The 23955-nt window shown below is 56.8% G+C and carries 22 protein-coding genes and 1 rRNA gene; 12 read left to right on the forward strand and 11 right to left on the reverse strand.

What is annotated here, in order from left to right; translation table 11 throughout:
* Both ABSB80_RS12895 and ABSB80_RS12900 read right to left on the reverse strand, forming a co-directional pair.
* Positions 1–1360: ribosomal RNA gene (locus tag ABSB80_RS12895) — 16S ribosomal RNA — on the reverse strand; the annotation flags it as partial.
* A 909-nt stretch (positions 1361–2269) separates the two neighbouring features.
* The gene (locus tag ABSB80_RS12900) at positions 2270–2686 is read right to left on the reverse strand and encodes a hypothetical protein (protein WP_428371039.1); all 417 of its coding nucleotides are present in this window, start codon (positions 2684–2686) and stop codon (positions 2270–2272) included.
* Positions 2687–3103: 417 nt separating this feature from the next.
* Between ABSB80_RS12900 and ABSB80_RS12905 the strand changes: the two genes are divergently transcribed.
* Positions 3104–3841 carry a hypothetical protein gene (locus tag ABSB80_RS12905; protein WP_428371040.1) on the forward strand — a complete coding sequence of 246 codons (738 nt, stop codon included), beginning with the start codon at positions 3104–3106 and terminating at the stop codon, positions 3839–3841.
* Between the two features lie 832 nt (positions 3842–4673).
* Positions 4674–5177, forward strand: a complete 504-nt coding sequence (locus ABSB80_RS12910; protein ID WP_428371041.1) for a YegP family protein — start codon at positions 4674–4676, stop codon at positions 5175–5177.
* A gap of 43 nt (positions 5178–5220) precedes the next feature.
* Here ABSB80_RS12910 and ABSB80_RS12915 read toward each other — a convergent pair whose 3' ends face one another.
* Entirely contained in the window at positions 5221–5556 is a 336-nt protein-coding gene (locus ABSB80_RS12915; protein ID WP_428371042.1) for a DUF7557 family protein, read from the reverse strand.
* 60 nt (positions 5557–5616) lie between these two features.
* Here ABSB80_RS12915 and ABSB80_RS12920 point away from each other — a divergent pair, with 60 nt between their 5' ends.
* From ABSB80_RS12920 to ABSB80_RS12930, 3 genes are read left to right on the forward strand one after another with little or no spacing between them, the layout of a single operon-like run.
* Complete coding sequence (locus ABSB80_RS12920; protein ID WP_428371043.1) at positions 5617–6102, forward strand: GNAT family N-acetyltransferase; 486 nt, start codon at positions 5617–5619, stop codon at positions 6100–6102.
* Positions 6099–6659 (forward strand): cysteine hydrolase family protein, encoded by a 561-nt coding sequence (locus ABSB80_RS12925; protein ID WP_428371044.1) that lies wholly within the window; start codon positions 6099–6101, stop codon positions 6657–6659. Before ABSB80_RS12920 ends, ABSB80_RS12925 begins: the two co-directional genes overlap by 4 nt.
* 36 nt (positions 6660–6695) lie before the next feature.
* The gene (locus tag ABSB80_RS12930; RefSeq protein ID WP_428371045.1) at positions 6696–8126 is read left to right on the forward strand and encodes a glycosyl hydrolase family 18 protein; all 1431 of its coding nucleotides are present in this window, start codon (positions 6696–6698) and stop codon (positions 8124–8126) included.
* Between the two features lie 235 nt (positions 8127–8361).
* Here ABSB80_RS12930 and ABSB80_RS12935 read toward each other — a convergent pair whose 3' ends face one another.
* Genes ABSB80_RS12935 through ABSB80_RS12945 form a run of 3 tightly spaced genes read right to left on the reverse strand, consistent with a single transcriptional unit; the run spans position 8362 to position 13282 of the window.
* Positions 8362–9291, reverse strand: a complete 930-nt coding sequence (locus ABSB80_RS12935; protein ID WP_428371046.1) for a segregation/condensation protein A — start codon at positions 9289–9291, stop codon at positions 8362–8364.
* A complete protein-coding gene (gene smc / locus ABSB80_RS12940) occupies positions 9278–12727 on the reverse strand; it encodes a chromosome segregation protein SMC (protein WP_428371047.1) in 3450 nt (1149 codons plus the stop codon). The genes ABSB80_RS12935 and smc overlap by 14 nt, the downstream gene beginning before the upstream one ends.
* 12 nt (positions 12728–12739) lie before the next feature.
* On the reverse strand, positions 12740–13282 hold the full coding sequence (locus ABSB80_RS12945) for a DUF7518 family protein (RefSeq protein ID WP_428371048.1): 543 nt from the start codon (positions 13280–13282) through the stop codon (positions 12740–12742).
* A gap of 415 nt (positions 13283–13697) precedes the next feature.
* On the opposite strand from ABSB80_RS12945, the gene glyA reads away from it, so the two are divergent.
* Genes glyA through cofE form a run of 4 tightly spaced genes read left to right on the forward strand, consistent with a single transcriptional unit; the run spans position 13698 to position 17371 of the window.
* Positions 13698–14936 carry a serine hydroxymethyltransferase gene (glyA, locus tag ABSB80_RS12950; RefSeq protein ID WP_428371049.1) on the forward strand — a complete coding sequence of 413 codons (1239 nt, stop codon included), beginning with the start codon at positions 13698–13700 and terminating at the stop codon, positions 14934–14936.
* 19 nt (positions 14937–14955) lie between these two features.
* Positions 14956–15804: a bifunctional methylenetetrahydrofolate dehydrogenase/methenyltetrahydrofolate cyclohydrolase FolD gene (gene folD, locus ABSB80_RS12955; RefSeq protein ID WP_428371050.1), complete on the forward strand. Its 849-nt coding sequence runs from the start codon at positions 14956–14958 to the stop codon at positions 15802–15804.
* Complete coding sequence (gene folP, locus ABSB80_RS12960; protein ID WP_428371051.1) at positions 15786–16598, forward strand: dihydropteroate synthase; 813 nt, start codon at positions 15786–15788, stop codon at positions 16596–16598. Before folD ends, folP begins: the two co-directional genes overlap by 19 nt.
* Positions 16595–17371 carry a coenzyme F420-0:L-glutamate ligase gene (cofE, locus tag ABSB80_RS12965; RefSeq protein WP_428371052.1) on the forward strand — a complete coding sequence of 259 codons (777 nt, stop codon included), beginning with the start codon at positions 16595–16597 and terminating at the stop codon, positions 17369–17371. The genes folP and cofE overlap by 4 nt, the downstream gene beginning before the upstream one ends.
* A gap of 484 nt (positions 17372–17855) precedes the next feature.
* On the opposite strand, the gene ABSB80_RS12970 is transcribed toward cofE, so the two are convergent.
* Positions 17856–18062 (reverse strand): hypothetical protein, encoded by a 207-nt coding sequence (locus tag ABSB80_RS12970; protein WP_428371053.1) that lies wholly within the window; start codon positions 18060–18062, stop codon positions 17856–17858.
* A gap of 71 nt (positions 18063–18133) precedes the next feature.
* Here ABSB80_RS12970 and ABSB80_RS12975 point away from each other — a divergent pair, with 71 nt between their 5' ends.
* From ABSB80_RS12975 to ABSB80_RS12985, 3 genes are read left to right on the forward strand one after another with little or no spacing between them, the layout of a single operon-like run.
* Entirely contained in the window at positions 18134–20116 is a 1983-nt protein-coding gene (locus ABSB80_RS12975) for a cation:proton antiporter domain-containing protein (protein WP_428371054.1), read from the forward strand.
* Positions 20116–20703, forward strand: a complete 588-nt coding sequence (locus ABSB80_RS12980; protein WP_428371055.1) for an MFS transporter — start codon at positions 20116–20118, stop codon at positions 20701–20703. The genes ABSB80_RS12975 and ABSB80_RS12980 overlap by 1 nt, the downstream gene beginning before the upstream one ends.
* 25 nt (positions 20704–20728) lie before the next feature.
* Positions 20729–21154 (forward strand): universal stress protein, encoded by a 426-nt coding sequence (locus tag ABSB80_RS12985; RefSeq protein ID WP_428371056.1) that lies wholly within the window; start codon positions 20729–20731, stop codon positions 21152–21154.
* A gap of 15 nt (positions 21155–21169) precedes the next feature.
* Here ABSB80_RS12985 and ABSB80_RS12990 read toward each other — a convergent pair whose 3' ends face one another.
* The 4 genes from ABSB80_RS12990 to ABSB80_RS13005 all read right to left on the reverse strand — a co-directional run bounded on the left by ABSB80_RS12990 (position 21170) and on the right by ABSB80_RS13005 (position 23938).
* The gene (locus tag ABSB80_RS12990) at positions 21170–21565 is read right to left on the reverse strand and encodes a hypothetical protein (RefSeq protein ID WP_428371057.1); all 396 of its coding nucleotides are present in this window, start codon (positions 21563–21565) and stop codon (positions 21170–21172) included.
* 131 nt (positions 21566–21696) lie between these two features.
* A complete protein-coding gene (locus tag ABSB80_RS12995; RefSeq protein ID WP_428371058.1) occupies positions 21697–22407 on the reverse strand; it encodes a ribonuclease III family protein in 711 nt (236 codons plus the stop codon).
* A gap of 32 nt (positions 22408–22439) precedes the next feature.
* The gene (gene cofC, locus ABSB80_RS13000) at positions 22440–23066 is read right to left on the reverse strand and encodes a 2-phospho-L-lactate guanylyltransferase (protein ID WP_428371059.1); all 627 of its coding nucleotides are present in this window, start codon (positions 23064–23066) and stop codon (positions 22440–22442) included.
* 107 nt (positions 23067–23173) lie between these two features.
* Entirely contained in the window at positions 23174–23938 is a 765-nt protein-coding gene (locus ABSB80_RS13005) for a sensor histidine kinase (protein WP_428371060.1), read from the reverse strand.
* Positions 23939–23955: the final 17 nt, after the last annotated feature.

Consider the following 23955-nt stretch of genomic DNA (forward strand, 5'->3'; position numbering starts at 1 on the left):
TCATCAAGACCTCACTCGGGTGGTTTGACGGGCGGTGTGTGCAAGGAGCAGGGACATATTCACCGTGCCATTTTGAGACACGATTACTACGGATTCCAGCTTCATGTGGGCGAGTTGCAGCCCACAATCCGAACTAAGGATGGGTTTAGGAGATTGCCTTCACCTTTCGGTGTCGATACCCATTGTCCCACCCATTGTAGCCCGCGTGTAGCCCGGACAATTCGGGGCATGCTGACCTACCGTTGCCCATTCCTTCCTCCTCTTTAGCAGAGGCGGTCCCAACAGTGTCCCCTCCATCCCGGAGGACGAGCTGGCAACTGTTGGCGTGGGTCTCGCTCGTTGCCTGACTTAACAGGATGCTTCACAGTACGAACTGACGACGGCCATGCACCTCCTCTCAGCTAGTCAAGTAGAGTCTTCAGCCCGACTATCATTCAGCTGTCTTGTCCGGTGAGTTTCCCGGCGTTGAGTCCGATTAAACCGCAGGCTCCACCCGTTGTGGTGCTCCCCCGCCAATTCCTTTAAGTTTCAGCCTTGCGACCGTACTTCCCAGGCGGCACGTTTCACGATTTCTCTTCGGCACCTCGGTGACTCGTGGTCACCGATACACCTAACGCGCATCGTTTACAGCTGGGACTACCCGGGTATCTAATCCGGTTTGCTCCCCCAGCTTTCGTCCCTCACTGTCGGAGCCGTTCTGGTGAGACGCCTTCGCCACAGGTGGTCCCCCAAGGATTACAGGATTTCACTCCTACCCCTGGAGTACCTCTCACCTCTCCCGGTCCCTAGTCTGCCAGTATCCCTGAGACGCCTTCCGGTTAAGCCGGAAGATTTCCCCAGAGACTTAACAGACCAGCTACGAACGCTTTAAGCCCAGTAATAGTGGCCACCACTCGAGCCGCCGGTATTACCGCGGCGGCTGGCACCGGTCTTGCCCGGCCCTTTCTTCACCTGTTATTTAAACAGATGGACAGCCCGATTTAACGGGCACTCGGAGTTCCCTTATCACGGTTTCCCGCATTGTAAAGTTTTCGCGCCTGCTGCGCCCCGTAGGGCCTGGATTCGTGTCTCAGAATCCATCTCCGGGCTCTTGCTCCCACAACCCGTACCGATTACAGGCTTGTTGGGCCGTTACCCCAACAACAACCTAATCGGCCGCAGACCCATCCTACGGCGGCGGACCTTTCGACTACAGAGCATTCCAGCTTCCATAGTCTATGGGGTATTATCCCCAGTTTCCCGGGGTTATCCCCCTCCGTAGGGTAGATTGTCCACGTGTTACTGAGCAGTATGCCGAGGTCTTGGAATTAGCGGTTACTAAACAAATTTCCGCATTGCCAGTATCAACGTCAGAACCAACACCGGTCATGCCGGGTATCGTTGGATCTCCATCAAAGAAAATTTGTGTTACGCTTCGTCGTGTTGTTTGATTGAACACGGGCTCATAACATATGTTTCAAGGCTATTTATACCTTGTTACCTGAGCCATTCCCGTCGGAACCAACGCCGTGAAAACCGGCTTAGTTGGTTCTTCATAAAGGATGCCTGATTGGGTGAACATCGTCGTGATTTTTCACGCGTTCACGGGCTTACAATGTAGGTTACAGGATTATTTATACCTTGTTGCCTATCTTGTATTTTCCGTCGGAGCCGGCACCGGTCCCTTGCGGGGCGGTCTTCGTCGGTTTGTCATCAGATTTTGCAGGACATATTATAGGAGAGCCGGACACTTAAACATTCTCTCTGGCGTCCCGCCGGTATCACCTGCCGGATCTATCGACCCGGAAATATACCCGGGCCGGATAGAGCAGGAATGGCTCCTGAACTTTTCTTTTGGGGTGATTTTGGGAGATTCCGTACATTTTTCCGGTCCGGCTGGTTGGCTCAGCCTGAGTTCCCGGAAATGGCTGATTGTTTCGAGAAATGCTCAGAGCGCGGAGCGGGAAAGATCCTTGTTCGATGGTACGCACGAAAGATGTGGTGGTTGGGAGTGGGGGCGGTGCCCGCAGGAGGGCAGGGTAACAGGCATCACTTGCTGTGGAAACATTAGCCAAATACTAGAGTCGGAATCCGGCTCTGCTGTTGTCGAAGGATTACGAGGATCACCGCCATAATCTGGCAGATAAAGAAAGTGATATGACGAGACCCGACAAGGAATATTATGAAGCCAGTCCAGTAGCAAGAAGGCGAAGTATCGTCGCCTTCTGCAATGCTGTTGAAAAAAAACTCAACAGGCTTCCGGAACCCGGAAAAATTGATTATTAATATGTTAACCCGACAGCTCAACTTTTGAGAGAAATGTTAAAAGATATCCAACGATTGTCCCTAATAGAAAAGTCAGTGAACCTCCGTCAAGCTTTCCACTTTGCACTAATTGAGAAGCTGACCAAATAATCGCACCAAGCAGCAATATAACAATTAAAATTCGAATAACAGAATATTTAAGCGTCGTTATTTGGGATTTAACCATCGCAGTCGCGGCGGAATCAATGATTTCTTTGGCCGCTTTTGCTAATTTCTCTACACCTTCCGGATTCTTTAAAGCATCCGACCAAAAGGAGGGACGATCATAAGCTTGCTCTTTGAGAGCAATTAACGCGTCATATTCTTGCCTGCTAATTGTAACTTTGTCATCCTCACAAGGCGTCGTCTCTCCTTCTTCAGGATGATCGGCAGTTTCGGACATAATACATCCATTATATTGGCACACGTTTAATTTTACCGTCCTGAAACCCCGGTACATCGATTTCCGGAACCCGGAAAATATCCATATTATAGAAATTTTACAAAAGACGAGTTATTACCACTAAATATTTACTATTTATAAATATAATAGTGAATCGTGAAATCTCAATTGGAAGTTAATTCAGAGGAGCAAGACGTTATAATACAACGTGTTTTAGGGAAAAATCCAGTTTTTTTTATTCTTGTCTCTTTACTTGGGTTATCAGCCGCCATCTATTCAATATATTCAACATATTCAGCAAACACCTTATCTCTCACAGAATTTATTTATTTTATTTTTTTGAATACACTATTAGACGTTCGCAATCCATGTTTATTATTATTAATTTTGATCTCGGTTTTTTTGTATTATAAATGGATGGGTTATGATTCGCCACTGAGATTGCTCGGAGTAAATTTCGCCTTTTTCGTATATATCGGATTTATTTTTTTAATATCTGCATCAGTTATGTTGTCCTTACCCCCTTCAGAACCTGGTGTTGTGAATGTAAATTCTACTTCGTTGACTGAAATTAACTTTCATTATTCAAATACAACAGATCCACACAATTTCACTCTAATATCATCATATAATTTTTCAAATATTACTAAAAGCGAAGGAGAGAATAACTTAATTAATAATAGTTCTTCCTCTGTAAATGAAGGTATAAAGAAATTAAATAGTGGAATATTTGGCAATGGGATAGGAATAATTGCAGTGGCATTAGCGTTAATTGGATTAGGCATATCAAGTTACGACAAAATTCAAACATCGAGAATGGAAGAGGAAATTTTATTACGTCAACAAAAAAAGGAATATCTCCTAAAAAAATACAAACCATCTCTCATCCCGGTCCAGATCAAAGCTCTTGGAATGATTTGGATATTAGGAGCAGTTGTGATTGATTTCATTCTTGGTTTGTCCATTGGTTATTTTAACTTTTTACCTTTCTTATCAGCAATTTCTTTAATGTTTTCCGGGGTTCTGATTGAAATTTTTGGATTAATATTGTTATTATATGCAATTTTAAAATCCAAAGAACACCCATTAGAATTAGAACCCTACACGTTTGACGAATTAATTCAAAAGATCAATGATGAGTCGAGATTAAAATAGGAATAAATTCTTCTATTTGGCACTATAGGAAGCACCGATAATGTTCACTCATTTTGGTTTAGAACCATATATTTGGACATCAGTTTTAGGAAATCTACAAATAAAGTTAGTACGAGAATCGAAGAAATGGTGGTGAAGGTGATGTTCCCGATATTTTGCTATTCTCTTTTTTTCAAAAAGCTTCCCTTCAATTTGACGAAATAACTTTCAGAATGGTAGAAGCGATTGCAATTCTAAAAGGGCTTTTTCCGGATAAAAATGGATTGGGCATCATTCTGATAACTGATTCAAGCCTGCATACCAGGTAGGACACTCATCTAATCCCAAGATCGGGGGTGCGTGCTAATTGATTGAGGGTCCCATTTTTTTGTGCCCGACCCCCCCCTCACAATTTTAGTTGTTACAAACCAGGTTCAGTGAATTATTACCGTCGTTATTTTCAGGAAAAACGCAGGTAAAAATCGTACCGGAAACAATGGGAGGTTGGAGGGGTCGGACAACTTTTTTCTACTTGAACGTCCCTTAAGGCGCGTACCATCCCCCACACTAATCCTGTCATGCGCCAAATTTTAACGACAGTAATCTGGAAGAACTTGAGGTATGGATAAACTATGAATGCGGTTGGGTGTGATACGATTTTTTGCTGTCAGACCCCCTCCTGCTCCCGTATAACCAACCACCAAGGATTTATCGGGACCTCTCATTTGTTAATTATGGAACGAACACCTGCCACTCCCCCCATTATCACTCCCGGATGGGATACCGGGCATCGCGGAATGAGACCAGTTCAATGCCGGGACTGCGGCTGTGCTCCGGCCAATTGAGGTATACCATGGCAGTTTTCAAGGAAAAAACCGGAACAAAAAGTGCCACCCGGCACCTGAAAAACCCGCTCCCGGATGCTACAGCGTTCGATGCCGTCGTCCAGTCGCTCGTCATGAAGAATCCGCTCGGGTGCACGTCCTATATGAAGGCGAAAAAGAACCATCGGCCGGTTGAGAGAGTGCGGGAGATGTATACCGCGAAATTCGTGTATAAGAATAATAACGGAAAGCGGATCGGCACTGGCCTGGACATGTACAACTCCATTGAAGGATACGAGAATGGTATTGCCGCCGTCATCTCGAACATGGCAAACCTCGCGGCGCATGGAGGGAAAGTCCGGCATATTCCGGATGCCGATCTCTTCTCCGTCACGCTGAAATGCCATGATCCGGAACTGGGGATGTACTTCCTGAGTATCGCCCGCGACCGGGTGACATTGTCATCCTATAGTGATGAAAGGATCCGGAAATGGGTCGAGATGTGGGCAGACGGAGTGCCAGCGTTGAAGTGATAAGAATCTCAAAAGAGGGTATTGGCTAAAGTCCGCAAACCCCTCATTTAACCCCATATTCTTTCATGATCCTTGATTCCGGAATGAGCCTTCCCCGTTTCACGTCTTCAAGGGCTTCTTCCAACCCTTGAATCGCTTCTTCGCTGAGAGGTTCATCATCAATTGCTAAAGATACAAGGCGGCCGATGACGTCGTTATACGATTCTTTCGGGTGGCATTTCAGCTCATCCAGCTGGCTTTTGATATCTTTCCGGATGTCAATCGTTGTCCCGGCCTGCATAGTAGTAGATTTTGCACCCAGAAAACATAAACCGGATTGTTCTGCCACATGAGAATTCAAGCAATCAGATGATGGAAGGGTATGGGAATTCGTTCTCATACCGGAGTACTACCTATAAAAAATCGAAAATCATACGATTTCCAGACAGGTTCGTGATTAATGCTCACCCTCCGCCCCATAACCAGCGACGACATCGCCATCATCCGGGGATGGCCTCCCTACCCTCAGGAATTCCGGGATCTCGACTACGCTCTCCGGGAGGGTGGCTGGCTCGATGAGTACCACCAAAAGACCGGCGCGGATATCCTCATTGCCGACGATGACGGGGAGATGACCGGTTTTTCGATCATCGCACGGGAACCCGGCGGCAGTGCGGAGTTCCGGATCGCGCTTCACCCGGAGAAACTTGGGCAGGGCATAGGAAAGACCATCGTGCACCTTTCCCTTGCATACGGGTTTTCCGATATCGCAACCACCACCATCCGGCTCATCGTAAGAAAGAATAACCCGCGTGCAAAAAGACTGTATGAGCAGCTGCATTTCCGGCAGACCGGTGGGTGCATGGAAGAGATCCAGGGAAAACCCGTGGAGTTCGATCGGATGGAAATTGACAGGAATACATTTTTTGAGGTGGATATGAGATGAAGGAAGCATTACTGGTTATCGACGTCCAGAACGAGTATTTCTCCGGGAAACTGCCGGTCACCTACCCGCAGGGGAGTCTGGTCAATATCCTGCAGGCCATGGATGCCGCACGCGCTGCGGAGGTCCCGGTTGTTGTCATCCAGCACGCCAGCCATGCACCGGACGCTGCAACGTTCCGGCACGGGACCTATGGCTGGGAACTCCATCCTGACGTGAAGAAACGGCCCCACGATCTGCTGATCGAGAAAACCCTGCCGGGGAGTTTCACCGGTACCGCCCTCGACACTTGGCTCAGGAATCGTGGCATCAGCTCGCTGACTATTGCCGGCTACATGACCCAGATGTGCTGCGACACGACCGCACGGCAGGCATTCCATAACGGGTACGGCGTAAAATTCCTTTCGGACGCGACCGGGACGCTGAACGTCACCAACCAGGCCGGGACGATCCGCGATGCCGACCTGCACCGTGCAGTTCTCGTGACCCAGCAGATGCGGTTTTCGCAGGTCATGACGACCGCGGAGTGGATCCGGTCATTGAATCTCGTATACAGTTAGCGGGCAGGGCAGAAAGAGAAATATCCCGGACAACGAATGAAGATTATGCACCGGAAACGAATCTGCCCTCCAGACCGTTTCCTCCTGATTACTATAGTTTTCCTGATCGGATGCTTTACCATAGCCGCTTTCCCGGCAGCGGCAGAATCGGACGGCAGTATCCGGATTTATTCGAATCCTCCCGGCAGCGGCGCATGCCTTGACAGCACCGATAGCTCCGGGAACTGCATAGCATTCGACAGCAGCGGGTTTACTGAATTCTACAATATCGCCGGGGGCAGTTCTCATACCGTTTCCGTCTTCCTTGACGGCTACCAGACTTTCACAACGACGGTCTATGTACCGGAGGGCCAGGAGGTTGAGGTACATGCCGAGCTGCAACCGATGCTGTCTGCAACAACCTCCCCCACCCAGACGCCGGCGACCACAACGACCCCGGATTTCCTGCAGGGCCTCATCACCGCGATCCGGAACCTCTTCTCCGGTGGCAGTTCCGGCAACACCAATAGCCAGTCTCAGGCCGGGAGTTCCGGGACCCCAGGAAGCGGGAGCGGAACCTTTTCCGGAACTGCGACTACCCTTCCGACGCCCGCAATCCCGGGAGAGGGGCCGAGGGTGATCGCCGCCTACTTCTATCTCTTCGACCCTGCCTACGATGCCGCGATCTCGGTGCAGGACCAGATCCCTTGGAAGAAGGTCAACCGCGTCTATATCGGTTTTGCCACGGTCCGGGACGGCGTACTGGCCGATTTACCGGCTGGCAGCTCGGCAGAAGAGACCGCACAGCGTGAGGTAAACGAGGCAAAGATCCGGAATGTCATCGCATTGTGCCGGCAGGGCAACCCGGAGGCCGAGATCTTCATCACATCCAATTTCGGGGAGGGCATGGACGACCAGTACCTCCAGGCGGCACAGGATCCCCGGAAATTCGCCGACAGCGTCGTTACTTACCTGAAGGAGTACGGCCTCGACGGCTACGACATGGACTGGGAGAGCCGTCAGATCGACGACTACGCCCCCCAGCTGACCTCGCTCCTCTCGACATGCCACGCCACCTTTGCAGCGGCAGGGAACAACCCGCACGGCCGGCCTTTCGGGCTGACCCACACGGTCTGGCCCGGGGTCGAGTCGGCGCAGACGGTTGCCGGCCTGAAAGACAGCGTAGACCAGATCAATATCATGTCGTACGGGCCCGGGGACACGTATGACCTCGCATCCTGTGCAGATACGTATTACCAGGCCGGATTCCCCTACGGGAAGATGATCGGGGGCGTAGAGAGCGAATCCGGGTATCCCGAGAGCGGCGGACCGGATACCCAGGCATCAGTGGCCGCGAAATGTGCCTACGTAAAGGAGAACAACCTGGCCGGCCTGTTCGAGTGGCGCATGGACAATGATATGCGGATAAACGATGGCCCGCCGACATTCCAGGTGACGGGATGGATGAGCGATTGCCTGGCGGGGTGATTCCAGATTATCATGATGGGGGTTGAGACCCCCATACCCCCGGTAGTGATGAACGCCGCCGCCCCCGCGGGGCGCCCCCCGCGGCGGTTCAACCTCCCAGCCCCGCCGTGCCTCGGAGAGGCCCTGAGGCGGGGAACTCTCACAAATAAAAAACGGGTCTCCCGTTTTTCGGGTTCCTGGAGTGAACTCAATAGTTTATGCCCGTTTCTACAGATTATCGAAAAAACCACTCATATTATTCCGCAGCAGACCCGTGGCTGGATTCCCCTTCCACCCGGCATATCTGCACAAAGATATCCCCGAAGAACTCCTCCTGCCGCAACGAGCACCGCCCGTCCAGCGCGAGGAACAGGAGCGGGATGTACACTTCGGGAATCCCCCACTCCATCTGCCGGCACAACTCCGCGAGGGTCATCTCCTCGTCGATCTCCAGCCCTTCGAGATATTCCGCGAGCCGCACCATGGACGACTCCTGGAACCCTTCTTCGTGGGCGATGCTGACGACATCGTCCGCATCGATCAGGAACGCCTCGCCCGGGTCCGCAGCCATCCGGCGCCGCCGGCGCTCTTCCTTTTCGATATTTTTCAGCTCGGTGATGAGCTCGAAGAGCGTGATCGGACTCTTGCGCATGTTCTTCCGGTCGAGGCGGCGCTGGATCTCGTGCTCAAGCCGCTCGATAGGGCCGAGCCTGCCGCCATAATCCATATCCTCCGGCAGGCCGCCCCCGAAGTCATCGCCGAACAGGTCGTCCCCGTCACCGTCGCCTTCGTCTTCAGGAGCTTCCACGACCACGAGCTGCTCCGATTTCAGCCGCACGAGGGTTGCGGCATAGAAGAGCGTCCGTCCCGAGAGCTGGAGGTTCAGCTCCCGCCGCCGCTCCAGCTCGTTGAGGAAGCGGTCGGTAACCTCGATGATATCGATGTTCCAGGGATCGATCTCGCCCCGCTCCGCCAAGCCGACAAGGATCTCGACCGGGTCCTCGACAATCCCTTCGGTCCGGGGGAGATCCGCAGTGCTCCCGCCCGCCGGGACCGCCCCGTCTGTCGGGCCGTGCTCCGGTTGAGGGGGAGCAGCCGGCGTACCCTGCTCGCCGTTTCCTGCATCACCGGTATGGAGATCCGGGTTATTCCCCTTCCCCGCTGCCGGAGGTTCATCCGCCGGCATTGGCCTTTACCCCGGTAACGAGCGTGCTCTTGTCGGACCGCAGGGTGACCCCCATGATCCGCTGTGCCGCCCCGATCATCGGCTTGCGAAGGGATACGATGACGAACTGGGAACTGGGGGAAAGTTCGGTCACCATCGATGCGATCCGCTCGACATTCGAGCCGTCGAGGGACATGTCCACCTCATCGAAGGCGTAGAACGGGGCCGGGATATAGCGCTGGATCGAGAAGATGAAGGCGAGCGTGGTGAGCGACTTCTCGCCACCGGAGAGGGAGGAGAGGAGGTGCACCTTCTTATCCCGCGGCTGGACCGCAAAGGTCATCCCGCCGGCGAACGGGTCCTCTTCGTTCTCGAGCACGAGGTGCCCGCTCCCGCTCGTGAGCCGGGCGAAGATCTCCCGGAAGTTCGCGTCAATAGCACGGAACGCCGTGGTGAACGCCTCGTACTTCATCTGCTCGAACTTCTCGATCCGCTCGATCAGGGTCTCACGCTCGCTCGAGAGGGTCTCCTTGCGTTCAGTCCGCTCCGTGACCTGCCGCTGTACCTTCTCGTACTCTTCGATCGCGAGCATGTTCACAGCGCCGATCTTCCTCAGGGCGCCGTCAGCCTCGGCAATCTTCCCCTCGATCTCCGGGAGCGTGAGGTTCGTGTCCATCTCCCCGACCTGCTGCCTGAGCATCCCGACTTCGATGCCGAGGGTCCGGGCACGCTCCTCGATCGCCCCCATCTGGACCGCGATCCGCTCCTTTTCTGCATCGAACTTCATGAGGTTCAGTTCGGAGTTCTGGATATTTTGGGAGACCTCGCCCCGCCTGGCCCGGAGCTCGTCAAGTTCTCCGGAGAACTCCTTCTGCTTCTCCTCAAGCGCAGCGATCTGCAACCTGTTGGCCGCGATCTGTTCGTTCGAAGCCGCAATGTCGGTATCGATCTGCCGGTTGCTCCCCTCGTACCGCTCCCGCTCCCCGCCCAGCTCCCCGAGCCGTGCCGAGAAGTGCTGGCGCTCGCGCTGGGCGTCGTTGATGTCGCCGTCCTTGTTCCGCAGGCGGCGTTCCGACTCCTCGATCTCCCGGCGCTTCTTCTCCATCTGCTCGGTCAGCGCCGGGATGTTGGTATCGTCGAGGCGCTTCTTGATCCTCTCGATCTCCGCGTTGATCCCGTTGATGACCTCCGTGGTCTTGTCGAGCTCTGCCTCGAGCTCCGCAAGCCCGGAGGCCCTGTTCCTCGTCTCCTCCTGCTGGCGTGCGACTGCCGCCTCGATCGTCTGCTTCTCGACCGTTATCGCTTCGAACCGGCGGGAGAACTCCCCGGTGAACATTTCGAAGCGGGCGACCTTCTGGTCGATCTCGTTCCGGGCCGCCCGTTTCTTATCCACCTCCTCGGTCTGGCGTTTTACTCCCGCCTCGATCGTAGATGCTTCTCCCTGCAGTTCCGAGAGGTGCGCCCGGATGCGGTGGATCTCGTCGTCGACCGCGGCACCGAACCCCCGCCCGCCCTGTTTCCTGGTTGCGCCACCGGTCATGGCACCGCTCTTCTCGAGGAGTTCGCCTTCCAGCGTCACCATCCGGTACTTGCCGATCAGCTTCCGTGCCCGCTCCAGCGTGTCGACAATAACCGTTGCACCGAGGACAACCCCGAACGCCCGGTCGTACTTCGGGTCGTACTCGAGCAGGTTCACGGCATAGTCGACGATACCCGGTTCCTTGATGGGGGGCAGGGCCGGGGGCCTGAGCTTGTTTAACGGGAGGAACGTGACTCTGCCCAGCCGCTCCTCCTTGAGGTACCGGATCGCGTCTGCCGCGATCTGGTCGTCGTCGCAGACCACGAACTGGAGCTTGTTGCCTGCGGCGATATTGAGCGCGGTCGAGTATTCTGCCGGGGCCTTCCCCAGCTCGGCGATGGTGCCGTGCACCCCATCCATGGCCGCGACCGCCTCGATCGCCCTGCCCCCGGACTCGCCCCGGGCCTGCTGGGCGGCCTCGAGCCGGATCGCGTCCTGCTCGTTCTCGCGGATCTCCGAGCGGAGGCGCTCGAGGGTCGTGCGCTGGGCAAAGAGGGAACCCTCCAGTTCCGAGAGGTTCCGGTCCAGCTCCTTCTTCTCGTCCAGCAGCCCGGCTACGCTCGTCTCGCTGTCCCGGAGCTGCGACTGTTTTGCCGTGTATTCCTCGTCCAGCTGCCGGAGCAGGGCGGTGAGGCGTTCGAGCTCGGTCGTGCGCATCCGGCTCTTCTCGATCAGCATGTCCTGCTGGTGGAGGATGGCCGAGCGCTGCCCCTTCTTCTCCTCTGCCTCCCTGAGGAGGGAGAAGAGCTTCTCGCGGGCTCCCTCGGTGTCCTCGCTGTGCTGCCTGAGCCCGGTCTCGATCTTTTCGAGCTGGGCCCGGGACGTGGCGACCTCCATCGCGATATTGGTCCGGTCGATGGTCAGCGTGCGGATCTGGTCGGTGCACTCGGCCACCCGGGCCTCCGCACGCTTGGTGTCCATGTACACCCGGTTGATGGCCTCGAGGTTCGTCTCCTTCTCCCTGCGCAGGCGCACGATGGTCTGCTCGGCGAGCTTGATCCCGCTCTTGGCTTCTTCAAGTTCTGCGATCAGCTTGAGATAGTCCGAACCGCTCTTTTTGTTGATGAGGTCGTCGATGTCCTTCAAATCCGCTTTCACGTAGGAGAGCTCGTTCTCTTCGAGGCCGCGGTCGGATGCGATGCGGGTGAGCTGGATCCTGTGCTCCTCGGCGGACTGCGTGAGGGTCCTGAGCTCCTTCTCCCGGTCATGGAGCTGGGCCGCGGAGCGGCAGTTCTGGAAATAGGAGAGCTCCTTCTGCCATTTCTGGTATTCGAGGGCATGTTCCCTCTCCCGCTTCAGCTCGTTCGCCCGCCGTGACAGTTCGATGAGGAGGAGCTCCTCGCGCTCGATCCGCTCCCTCACGATGTCGAGCTCGGCAAGCGACTGCTGCTTCTTGGTATCGAACTCGGATACCCCGGCGATCTCGTCGATGATCTTCCGGCGCTCGAAGTCGCTCATCTCCATGATGCGGGTGACGTCGCCCTGCATCACGACATTGTAGCCATGGGGCTTGATCCCGTGTTTTGCGAGGTGATCGACGATATCGCTCTGTTTGCAGAGCCGCTCGTTGAGATAGTTGTAGCTGTAATACCCGTTCCCGGTCCGCTTGATCCGCCGGCGGATCCTCGTCCCGTCCGAGAACTCGAGCGAGACCTCGGCGGTGTTCCTGCCGGAGTTCAGGTTGATGAGGTCCGTCAGTTTTTCCGCCCGCAGGTTGCGGGAACTCGACAGGGCAAGGACAAAGAGGATGGAATCGATGATGTTGCTTTTGCCTGAACCGTTGGGCCCCGATATGACAGTAAAGCCCTCTAAAAAGGGAATTTTTGTCTTTTTTGAAAAAGACTTGAAATTATCGATCTCCAGTCCCGTGATATGCAAAGATCCGGCTCCTTACTTCTTTGCAGGATCTGACTTGTCTTCTTCTGCGGCATAGATCAGGTCGCTCTGCTTGGCCTTGACAGACGTCCCCTTCTTGTTCCGCCCGTAGCCTGCCGATGCGACGATGTAGTTCTTGTCCCCGCGCCGGGGCTCCAGCTTCATGGTGCCGTCCGACTGCATGATCATGTCCATCGCGGGTTCAGCCGGTTCCGCGGGGACCTCGGGCTGGCGTGCGCTCTTGGGCCGGATCACCGTGCTCCCGCTTGCGGAAGGGCCTGCCGGAGGCGCAGCCGGGGATCCGGGCTGTGCGCCCTGGACGATCGGCCCGCGCCTGAGCTCCTGCCTGCTGCGCTCTTCGGTCTGCTTGGACAACTTCATGGCTATGGACTTGAGGTCGAGCAGCTCCTGGGTCAGCCCCTTGACAAGCGCTTCCATCTCCCGTACCTTCTTCTCGAGGGCTGCAATGCGGTCCTCGCTCCCTCCTGAACTTTCCAACATCGTAATCAGTCTCTCCTCTCCAAAGTTCGTGCTCACGACTCCACGTGATCTTTGCATCAGGCCGCACCCGGTTCCGGTTTTTACCGCCCCGGTGCGGCTTACTCCTTACTATTAATAGTAATGATCGCCTGATAAGGAAAAAAGGTTTGTGCTTGCGAGTGGTCTATAAAGACCACGAGCAGGAGAAGGGAGGCTTCAGCCGACCTTCGACCCGAAAAAGCCCGTAAGGGCTTTGATGACGAGAAGAATTGCGTAGCAATTCTTCGCTGTCCCGAAAGTCCGTCAGGACTTGAGGGTGGGAGTGGTTCATCAGAACCACGAGCACGAGAAGAATTCCTGCAGTACGTTCATTTCCGGGAAAATGCGGGGATCTGGTCGAAGAATCCTTACGGATTCTTCTCCTCCTCGCGGCCCTTACGGTCCGCTCGGATAAAGAAAACCTATTACCTGATCGGAACGAACCCTTCTCCATATGTCGTATCTGTCCAAAACGGATCCGGAAATAGCAGATATCATCGAAAAGGAGCGGCTCCGCCAGCTGAACGGCCTCGAGCTGATCGCTTCCGAGAATGTCGTCTCCCATGCAGTGCTCGAAGCCATGGGGTCGATCATGACCAACAAATATGCCGAGGGTTACCCGGGCAAACGCTATTACGGCGGCTGCGAGTTCCACGATATGGCAGAGAACCTCGCCCGCGACCGGCTGAAAAAGCTCTTCGGCGCCGAGCATGCCAACGTCCAGCCGCACTCGGGCACCCAGGCAAACATGGCGGTCTATTTTGCATTCATGAACCTGGGAGACACCCTGATGAGCATGAAGCTGACGCAGGGGGGCCACCTTTCTCACGGCTCCCCGGTCAGCTTTACGGGCAAGTTTTACAAGGTAGTCCAGTACAGTCTCGACCCGGAGACCGAGATGCTTGACTACGGGGCAGTCGAAGAGATGGCGCGCAGGGAGAAGCCGAAGATGCTCGTCTGCGGTGCGTCCGCATACCCGAGGACCATCGATTTCAAGGCGTTCCAGGAGATCGCGGACAGCGTCGGGGCATACTGCATGGCAGACATCGCCCACATCGCCGGGCTCTGCGCGACGGGCGTCCACCCCACCTCGGTCGGGGTCGTCAATTTCACCACCACCACGACCCACAAGACCCTCCGCGGCCCCCGCGGCGGCGCGATCATGTGCAACAGCGAGTATGCACCGGCGATCGACAAGGCGGTCTTCCCGGGCATGCAGGGCGGCCCGCTCATGCACACCATAACGGCAAAGGCCGTCTGTTTCGAGGAAGCCCTCAGGCCCTCGTTCACGGAATACAGTAAGCAGATCGTCAAGAATGCAAAGGTCCTCGCCGAAACCCTCCTGGCAAACGGCCTCCGCCTCGTCTCCGGTGGCACCGACAACCACCTCATGCTCCTCGACCTGACGGCCCAGGGCATCACCGGCCTGGAAGCCGAGACTGCGCTCGGCAGGGCCGGCATAACTGTGAACAAGAACACGATCCCAAACGAGACCAAGAGCCCGTTTGTCACGAGCGGCCTCCGGGTCGGGACCCCGGCGGTCACCTCGCGGGGCATGAAGGAGGCCGAGATGCGCCTGATAGGCACCTGGATCGCCTCGGTGGTAAAGGACATCCACAACGAGGCTGCCATAAAGGATATCCATGCCAGGGTCAGGGCACTTGCGGGCCGGTTCCCGCTCTACCCGGAATAACGAGCAGGAGGAATTCCCGATGGCCACGATCCTCGACGGCAAAAAGACTGCGGACCGGAAGCTTGCGGTCCTGAGGGAGAAGATCGAGGACTCCGCCCTCTCCCCCCACCTTGCCACGGTCATCGCCGGCACCGACCCCGCCTCCCTGATGTACGTGCGGATGAAGCACAAGGCCTGCGAGCAGGTCGGCATCACATCGGTGGGGATCACGCTTCCTGAAAACGCACCTACCAGGACTGTCGTGGATACGGTGTTGGAGCTGAACCGGGACGCGGACATCGACGGCATCCTCGTCCAGCTGCCGCTCCCGGCCCAGGTGGACTCCAGACGGGTGATTGCGGCAGTCCACCCCGGGAAAGACGTGGATGGGTTCCACCCGGAGAACCTCGGGCTCCTATTCTCCGGAAGGCCGAAATTCACTCCCTGCACACCAACAGGGATCATGGCCCTCCTTGCGGAGTACACTATCCCGGTCGCGGGTTCCCGGGCGGTCGTAGTGGGCCGGAGCATCGACGTCGGGCGGCCGATGTCGGCCTTGCTCACCAATGCCGATGCGACCGTGACCGTCTGCCACAGCAAAACCAGAAACCTTGAGGAAGAGATCAGGCGGGCTGATATCCTCGTCTCTGCGATCGGCAAAGCGCATTTCATCACTCCTGCAATGGTCAGGCCCGGGGCGGTCGTGGTCGATGTAGGTATCAACCACTTGGACGGTAAGCTGGTCGGTGACGTGGACTTTGAGGCGGTCAAAAAGATCGCCTCGGCGATCACCCCGGTGCCGGGCGGCGTCGGCCCCATGACGATCGCCACCCTGATGGAGAATACCTGCCGGGCGGCAAAGGAGCGGACATGCGATCGTGCGTTGTGAACAAACTCATCATCGGGGGCGACGCGCCGCCACGGGTCATGGGCGTCATCAACTGCAGCCCGGAGTCCTTCTACCACGACTCGTTCATCCCGACAACCGAGATCCACAAAACTGCGGTCGGGATGGTGGAGGCAGGAGCGGATCTCCTCGATGTCGGGGCCCGGAGCACCGCCCCCAATGCCCAGGCGATCAGCGGTGCCGAGGAGGCGAGCCGGATCGATGCGGCCCTGAAGGAACTGGACGGGACCGGGTTCACGATCTCTGTCGACACCATGAACCCATGGGTGCTGGACGCATGCCTGAAGCACGAGATCCACGCGGTGAACGACATCGCAGGTTTCTCCTCGAACGCTTATACCAAGCGTGTGGCGGACGCAGGACTGCCGGCCTTCGTGATGGCCACAGATTATACGCCGGGCGATGCTGTCGGCCCTGATGCCACGGAGAATACGCTCGGAACCGTCGTCGCCCGGTGCGAGTCCGCAGGGATCGACAACTACGTGCTCGACCCGGGTATCGGGATCTGGACGCCATTCCGCTCCTATGACGACAACTGGGAGCTCTGCCGGCACTTCGACCGTTTTACAAAATTCGACCGCCCGCTCCTTGCCGCAGTCTCCCGCAAGAGCTTCATCGGCAATCTCATGAACCGGGAGCCCGAGGAGCGGCTCGCAGGCAGTCTCGCGGTCACCATCTTCCTTCTCCAGAAAGGCGCCGCCATCGTACGGGCTCACGACGTGAAGGAGACCGTGGATGCCGTCAGGGTCTACAACCGGATGGTGAAGATGCCGTGAACGCCTCATTTGAGGTGTTCGGGCTTTCCACGGGGCTCATCCGCGATGGCGATCCCATTACAGCACGCGTTCTTGAAGCAGCGGAGCGTGCGTGCGGCGGGTTTGAGGAGGGAGACGTCCTCGTCCTTGCCGAGACAGCCGTTGCGACATCGGAGTCCAATATCATCGACCTCTCGGCAGTCACGCCCTCCGCGCGGGCGAAAAAACTCGGGGAGAAGTACCGCATGGACCCCCGCACCGTGGAAGTCGTCCTGCGGGAGAGCGATTCGGTTGTCGGGGGCATACCGGGGTTTCTCCTCTGCATGAAGGGAGGGACTCTCCTCCCGAATGCCGGGGTGGACGCCTCGAACGCCCCGCCCGGGTGCGTGACGCCCCTGCCGGCCGACCCGGACCTGAGTGCTGTCAGGATCCGGGCTGCGATAGAAGAGCAGTGCGGGGTACACGTGGGGGTCATCATCGCGGACAGCCGCACCCATGCGATGCGCCTCGGGTGCAGCGGCGTTGCCATAGGATCTGCCGGCATCCCCTCGGTCATCGATGACCGGGGCAGGAGCGACCTGTTCGGCCGGAAACTCGAAGTGACCAAACGGGCGGTCGCGGACAACATCGCGTCCGCCGCAGAACTGGTGATGGGCGAGGCGGACGAGTGCATGCCGGCAGCAGTCATCCGCGGGATCGGCCTTCCCATCGGCGATTATCTCGGCGTGGAGACCATCGATGCCGATGAGTGCCTGTTCATGGGCGTATTTGCCAAGAACCGGGTGCAGGAGTAAGGTTTTCTTACGGTTTTGTGGCGCGGGTTCTCCTCAGGGGGATCCAGGATTCCTTGGTTTTTCTGATTCGCTTGAAACACACATGAAAGGATCGAGTCCCCCCGGAACCTTAAAAATCGTTCAGTTATGAGGGCTCCCCGCCTCAGGGTCTCTCCGAGGAGTCAATCGTCGCGTCAGCGAGGATTGACTGGAGAAGAATCCGCAAGGATTCTTTGACTTGCTTCATCCTGTGCGGATGCAGCAGAGAAAGTTTGAAAAAAACTTGCCGAATCTCATGAAAGATAAGGCACGGCGGGGCAAGGAGGTTGGACCGCCGCGGGGCGAGTTGAAAATTCTCTTTCAGAGAATTTTCTCCAGCCAGTCCTGACCATCTGGTCACGGCTGGCTCCCCGTTGGGGGCAGCCGAAGGCTGTGAAGAAGATTGTCGCCAGAAAATCTTCGAATTCCGAAGAGGCCATCAGACCTCGAGGATGAGAAGAACTCATCAGAGTTCTTCGACCGCGGCGGCGTTCATCGCAATGATAAAAAGAGGGCTCATCTCGTGTGATATCTGAATAAGATGATTTTCATTGGAAATCCGATGAACATCAGCCTGAAAGCCGGTTTCGGGTAGCGTGCGGAAGCGGGGGTGCCATATTTCTCCTTCATGCAGGAAATGAACGCAGGCCCGGATACGGGCCACCCGTCGCATCGCATAAAGTATAATATCCGGCGTGTGGGTAATTCTATATCGGCTCGCCATTAAAACCGGAGGATTCTCTTATGGACCTGCTGCTTGCCAGTGTAAGTATTCTGACGCTCACCATTGCCCTCCTGTATATTGGCCAGCGCCTCAGAATTCCGAGCATTGTCAGCTTTCTTATCATCGGCATGCTGGTCGGGCCATATGGGTTTGGGCTCATCACCAACCAGAATGCCATCGACACTTTCGGCAATATCGGGATCTTGCTGCTCCTCTTCACGATCGGTCTTGAATTCTCGTTCCAGAAACTGCTGCGCTCGTGGCGGACGGTGATCATCGGCGGGATAGTCCAGGTCTGCACCACGATCGTTGCAATCACCCTCATCTCCGCGTACTTCGGCATGCTGTCCAACGAGGCCCTGATCTTCGGTTTCATCGTTTCCCTGTCGAGTACTGCCATCGTCATGAAGATCCTTCAGGAGAAAGGTGAGGTGGATACCCTCCATGGCCGTACTCTCCTTGGGATCCTGATATTCCAGGACCTTGCCATCATCCCGATGATACTTATCGCCCCCCTTCTCGTGGGAAGCGGGGGTCCCGATCTGAACGCGCTCCCCCTCCAGGCGGGAAAAGTCGCCCTTATCATCCTTATCATCATCATCATGGCCCGCTGGGTGATCCCTGCCTTCCTCTTCCGGGTTGCCCAGGAGAAGAACCGCGAGCTCTTCCTCCTCACCCTCGCCGGCATCTGTATCATCATCGCGTGGCTGATAAGCGAAGCCGGGCTCTCGTTCACGCTCGGGGCATTCATTGCCGGGCTCATTATCGGTGAGTCCGACTACAATATCGACGCACTGGGCCATATCATCCCGTTCCGTGACGTCTTTGCAAGCATCTTCTTCCTCTCTATAGGAATGCTTCTCAATACGCGGACCGTCTTTGTCAATTTCTATTATGTCGCCATGATCGTGGTCATCATAATCGCGGTAAAGATCCTGACCGGCGTGACCGCGGCAGCCATCCTCGGGATGCCGGCCAGGATCTGTGTCTTCACCGGTCTCGCGCTCTGCCAGATCGGAGAGTTCTCTTTTGTTCTTGCAAAGAACGGGCTCGATACTGCGCTCATACCGGAAGGGGTCTACCAGGTCTTCCTTGCCGGGGCTATCATCACCATGGCCCTGACGCCCTTTGCCATGAATGCCTCGCCGTGGGCGGTTGACCTCATGTACCGGATCGCGCCTGGCCTGATTTCCCGTGGTAGAGAGGAGCCGGAAGCGGAGCGGGAAGAGAAACTCTCCGATCACATCATCATTGCCGGCTACGGGATTACCGGTAAGAGCGTTGCACGGGCAGCCACGATTGCCGGCATTCCCTACATGGTCATTGAGCTGAACCCTGAGATCATCCGGCAGGAACGATCGACTTTCCGCCCCCATTTCATGTTCGGGGATGCAGTCCAGGCAGAAATACTGGAACATGCCGGCATCCGCCGTGCCCGGACACTCGTCATCGCGGTATCGGAGGATGAAGCCGTCCCGAGAATTATTCATACCGCACGACAGCTTGCGCCGGACCTGCATATTCTTGCACGGACACGGCGCGTGCGGAATGCCCGGCACCTGCTGGAACTGGGCGCAGACGAGATCATCTCGGAAGAGTTCGAGGCTGCGCTCGAGATCTTTTCCCGGGCACTCAGAAAGTACCAGCTTCCGGACGAAGAGATCGGCTATATCATCAAAAGGGTCAAAGAGCTGGGTACCACCCTGTTCACGAAGAGAGCCGATGGAGAGGCGCAGCTGGAAGACCCAAAGATCGTCTTCCACAATCGGCACGTGCACACATTCCGCATCGAACCCGGGTCTCGCGCTGAAGGAAAGACCATCAGAGAACTGGAACTCCCCACCCGTTTTGGCATCGCGGAGGTCGGGATTCGCAGCAAAGGAAAAACCACACGAGAGATCCAGCCTACACGTACGTTGCAGGCAGGAGAGGTCCTCATCACGTTTGTAACGGATGAGACAGCAGGGGATCTGGCCCCTCTCTTTGCGAAGAAAAAACAGTGATGGTGCACCGTTACGGGAATGATCCCCGCAGACCTGACCGGCCCCATATACATGTTCAGCCTGATGCCGTCCCGCCGTCAGAGCGGGGCGTTGCTTCCGGCATGATGTCGACCCTGATGAACTCCGGTTTTGTCATCAGCATGGGGATGTTCTTCACCATCATCGTTGTCGGCCTGACAAAAGAGTTCCCCCATGCACTCTCGGCCTCACTCACGGGCGCCGGTGCCGCCTCGCTCATCCCGTCGATGAGCGCGATCCCCCCGACCGGTGCACTCTTCGCCGCATTCCTCGGGTACAACCCGGTCCAGATGATCCTCGCAGGCCTGCCCGTCGCCGTGACCGCCGGGATTGGAGCTGCAACCATCGCCACCCTGACCGGGGCCACGTGGTTCCCGACAACGCTGGCCGGGGCCTTCATGCCCTCGCTCGCGCTCACCTTCTATGTCGGTGCAGCGCTCTCGGTACTATCCGCGGTCTTCTGCTTAATGAGGGGAGAGAGATACGTGCATGAACTCCATGGAACAGGTGCTGCCACCATCCCTGCCGGGACAGATCCGCAAGAGGTATCAGGAAAGAGCGAGAGATGATGGCGTACCGGGAGCGGGATCTGAAATGACAGCAGGACTTTTTGGAACGATCCTCGTTGCAACGGACGGATCGGAGAAGAACCGGGCAGCAGTGGAGGAAGCACTCCGGATCGGCAGGACCTCCGGGTCAGCCGTCCACGCGGTCTACGTGGCCGACACCCTCGAGTCGGCATCAGCGGACGTCGTCATCAGGGACACGTGGGAGCTGTTGCAGCGCGAGGGAGAGCAGGCGCTGGACCGGGTCCGGGGCATGGCAGGCGGTGTACAGCTCGAGACCGTGATCCTCGAGGGAAAACCTGCGGCAGAGATCGTGAAGTATGCCGGGGAGAAGGGGATCGACCTCATCGTGATCGGCACGCAGGGAAAGCGCGGGATCGAGCGTATCCTCCTCGGGAGTGTTGCGGAGAGCATCATCCGGGCCGCACCCTGCAAGATCCTCGTGGTAAAATAAGGAGGAGCGGACTGCCTATCTTCTCCGCCTCTTCGCAAACGCGATCTTATCCTCGAGAGCCTTCATCTTCCCGCCGATGAGGCCGGGCTGTGCACGGTCCTCCCTGAGCGACGCGATCTCTGCAAAGTCCCGGATCATGTCTGTCTTTTCCGGGTCGGTAAAATCTTCCCGGGATATCCGGTCCATGAACTCGGCTTCCCCGTCAACCGCCCTGTCGGGCCTCGGGTAGCACACGCGGAACTTTGAGCGGCAGTACCGGCACCGGGTATCGTAGCGCCCTGCATTCCGTTCTCCCCGGGTGAGGATCCTGAAGTTCAGGCCTTCACAGTCCGGGCATTTCCATTCGAGGGTAAGGGCTTTCAGCGTCCCTGCAGTATCGTGCCTGAAGAACCTGTCAAGCATCAGTGCCACTGCTTCATTCCGGATTACTCAACGGTTTGCTCCGGGAGCCTCATTAATCCTGTGTCAGAGGCAAAAGGGGATGATCTCTCCGATCCGGGATACGGTGTCCCACGCGGCCCGGGTGAACGGAGGGCGTGAGTTCAGTGATTTTCCCCGATATTTTCGAGAGCTTTCCTTGCGGCCGCCTGTTTTGCCAGATGGATGCTCTCGCCGCTCCCCTCGCCGAGGACTTCGTGGTTGAATACGACCTGACAGGTGAAGAACGGTTTATGGTCCGGGCCTTCCCTTGCCACTTCCCGGTATTCCGGAAGAACTCCGCCCTTTTTCTGGAAATGCTCCTGCAGGATGCCGACCGCGTTCTGGTCCGGTGCGGAAGTACTGATGGCATCCCCCATGATCGCGTTGATGAAGAAGGCGACCTCATCAATCCCGGCCTCGCAGTACAATGCACCGATAAACGCCTCGAACGCCCCGCCGGTCACGCGCTCCCCGTACGTCTTCTGCTCCGCGATGGATTCGGGGATGAGCCGGGCAAAGGTGTCGCCGTACTGGCGGGTCAGGCCACCAAGCGCCCGGTTTGATACCACGGAACTCAGGATCCGGGTCATCTCGCCCTCGCTGAGCACGGAATCCCGCTGGGTAAAAAGGGTCTGCGCGACGATCAGGTTCAGGACACGGTCGCCAAGGAACTCATAGCGGTGCCATTCCTCCTTTGTTATGTCCCACTGCTTCCTGCCCGGCACCCCATACGCGGCGTTGAACCGGGTGACAAAAGTACTGACTATGCGGGGGACATCGGGACGGGAAGAGCGGAGGAGTTCGATCAGCGAGAGTCGGGGCGGGTCACTCATGTGTTGCCATTCCGTCGAATATCCTGATAATCCTATCGTTTCCTGACAACGCCAACCCGCCCTTTCTCGACCGAGAGGGAAAAACCGAGCCCTTCAAGATATTCCCGGCTCTTTCCCGTACCGTGGATCAACAGCTCGGCAAGGTCCTCCACCTCGTCGATGTCCGTGTGGAGCCGGAACGAATCGATGACGTCGACCGAGAGGCCGGCTTCCTCAGCGATCTTCATGTGCTTTAAGAAACTGGTCCCGTAATAATCGACATGGAACTTCGTTGGTTCCCTGACGTAGATCACGTTGGTGCCGCCGCCGCGTCCCGGCACGATGGCCATATCCTTTTTCGTCGAGATAACCCGCCGTATCGACCCGGCATCGGCCAGCGGCAGGTCGGCCATGATGATCAGGCAGTCCGTGACCGACTGGGGGAGGATGGCATTCAGCGTCCCGTTCAGGTCGGTATCCAGGATGGTGACCTGGACGTCTTCGCTGTCGAAAAGCTCCGAACATACGAGGACCGGGCTGCACATGGCATCTTTTGCCGCGGCTTTCACATCCTCGAGCATCACCCGTGCAAACTGCTCCCGCTCTTCCTGACTGAGGACAGCGGAGAGACGGGTCTTCGGGTTTCTGGGTTTGAACGGGATGAGGGCCGGAGGACACATGGTATACCGAGGTATGCCGGCCGATAAAAAAAAGGTGCTGATATGGATGCAGCGGGCGGGGGATGGAGAAGATCGCGGTGATGACCGACTCCTGTCGTACTCCCGGTTCACGCCGCCATCTGCAGATCCCAGCCGTCCATCCGGAACATCCCCTCCGGTATGCGGATCTCGAACCGGGCGCCCTTTCCCGGCTCACCGCTCTCTTCGATGGTCATGCCGGTCACGGCAAGGACCTCGCGGACCAGGAAGAGCCCCCAGCCGGTCCCTTTCCCGTACCCGCGTTCGAAGATCTTCACTTTTTCTCCGGCGGGGATGCCGGCCCCATTGTCTTCCACGGTCATGACCGCGCCGGGCCCTTCTCTGCGGAGGGTGATGCGGATCTCGGTCGCACCGCTGCCGTACCGGAAGGTGTTGTCGATCAGGTTGGAGAGTGCCCTGCCAAGAAGGGGGTCGGCGTACACGGCAGCGTCACCGCTCTCGCAGGTTATCCGTATCGCAGTGGCGTCGAACTCTTCCCTGACGCGGGAGACGGTATTCTTCAGGTGCTGCCAGCGGGGGGGTTCCGTCGCGAGGTTCTGGTAGTCCTTGGCAAACTGGAACTGGCGGCGGATCTTGTCGATGGCCTGTCGCTCCTTCTCGAGGAACGATCTGACCTTAGGGTCCTCGACCATCATCGCCAGCAGTTCGTTGTATCCCAGAACTGCGGTCAGCTGGTTGAGGACATCGTGCCGGGTGATGCTCCCGACCAGCTGGAGTTTCTTCTGTAAGAACGCGATCTCTCCCATGAGCCGCGCATTCTCTGCCTCCGGCGTGACCGGCTGCCCGCTGCCCCCTCCCGCCGGATCCGCTTCCTGACTCCTGCGATCTCCCAAAGACGTACACCTCCCGG

It is taken from the genome of Methanoregula sp., from assembly GCF_050010295.1.
Classification (GTDB): Archaea; Halobacteriota; Methanomicrobia; order Methanomicrobiales; family Methanospirillaceae; genus Methanoregula.

Coding starts and splice junctions, on each gene's coding strand:
- ABSB80_RS12900 (WP_428371039.1), bottom strand. CDS start 2,686: ATGTCCGAAACTGCCGATCATCCTGAAGAAGGAGAGACGACGCCTTGT.
- ABSB80_RS12905 (WP_428371040.1), top strand. CDS start 3,104: ATGGGTTATGATTCGCCACTGAGATTGCTCGGAGTAAATTTCGCCTTT.
- ABSB80_RS12910 (WP_428371041.1), top strand. CDS start 4,674: ATGGCAGTTTTCAAGGAAAAAACCGGAACAAAAAGTGCCACCCGGCAC.
- ABSB80_RS12915 (WP_428371042.1), bottom strand. CDS start 5,556: ATGAGAACGAATTCCCATACCCTTCCATCATCTGATTGCTTGAATTCT.
- ABSB80_RS12920 (WP_428371043.1), top strand. CDS start 5,617: ATGCTCACCCTCCGCCCCATAACCAGCGACGACATCGCCATCATCCGG.
- ABSB80_RS12925 (WP_428371044.1), top strand. CDS start 6,099: ATGAAGGAAGCATTACTGGTTATCGACGTCCAGAACGAGTATTTCTCC.
- ABSB80_RS12930 (WP_428371045.1), top strand. CDS start 6,696: ATGAAGATTATGCACCGGAAACGAATCTGCCCTCCAGACCGTTTCCTC.
- ABSB80_RS12935 (WP_428371046.1), bottom strand. CDS start 9,291: ATGCCGGCGGATGAACCTCCGGCAGCGGGGAAGGGGAATAACCCGGAT.
- ABSB80_RS12945 (WP_428371048.1), bottom strand. CDS start 13,282: ATGCAAAGATCACGTGGAGTCGTGAGCACGAACTTTGGAGAGGAGAGA.
- glyA (WP_428371049.1), top strand. CDS start 13,698: ATGTCGTATCTGTCCAAAACGGATCCGGAAATAGCAGATATCATCGAA.
- folD (WP_428371050.1), top strand. CDS start 14,956: ATGGCCACGATCCTCGACGGCAAAAAGACTGCGGACCGGAAGCTTGCG.
- folP (WP_428371051.1), top strand. CDS start 15,786: ATGCGATCGTGCGTTGTGAACAAACTCATCATCGGGGGCGACGCGCCG.
- ABSB80_RS12970 (WP_428371053.1), bottom strand. CDS start 18,062: ATGCGACGGGTGGCCCGTATCCGGGCCTGCGTTCATTTCCTGCATGAA.
- ABSB80_RS12975 (WP_428371054.1), top strand. CDS start 18,134: ATGGACCTGCTGCTTGCCAGTGTAAGTATTCTGACGCTCACCATTGCC.
- ABSB80_RS12980 (WP_428371055.1), top strand. CDS start 20,116: ATGGTGCACCGTTACGGGAATGATCCCCGCAGACCTGACCGGCCCCAT.
- ABSB80_RS12985 (WP_428371056.1), top strand. CDS start 20,729: ATGACAGCAGGACTTTTTGGAACGATCCTCGTTGCAACGGACGGATCG.
- ABSB80_RS12995 (WP_428371058.1), bottom strand. CDS start 22,407: ATGAGTGACCCGCCCCGACTCTCGCTGATCGAACTCCTCCGCTCTTCC.
- cofC (WP_428371059.1), bottom strand. CDS start 23,066: ATGTGTCCTCCGGCCCTCATCCCGTTCAAACCCAGAAACCCGAAGACC.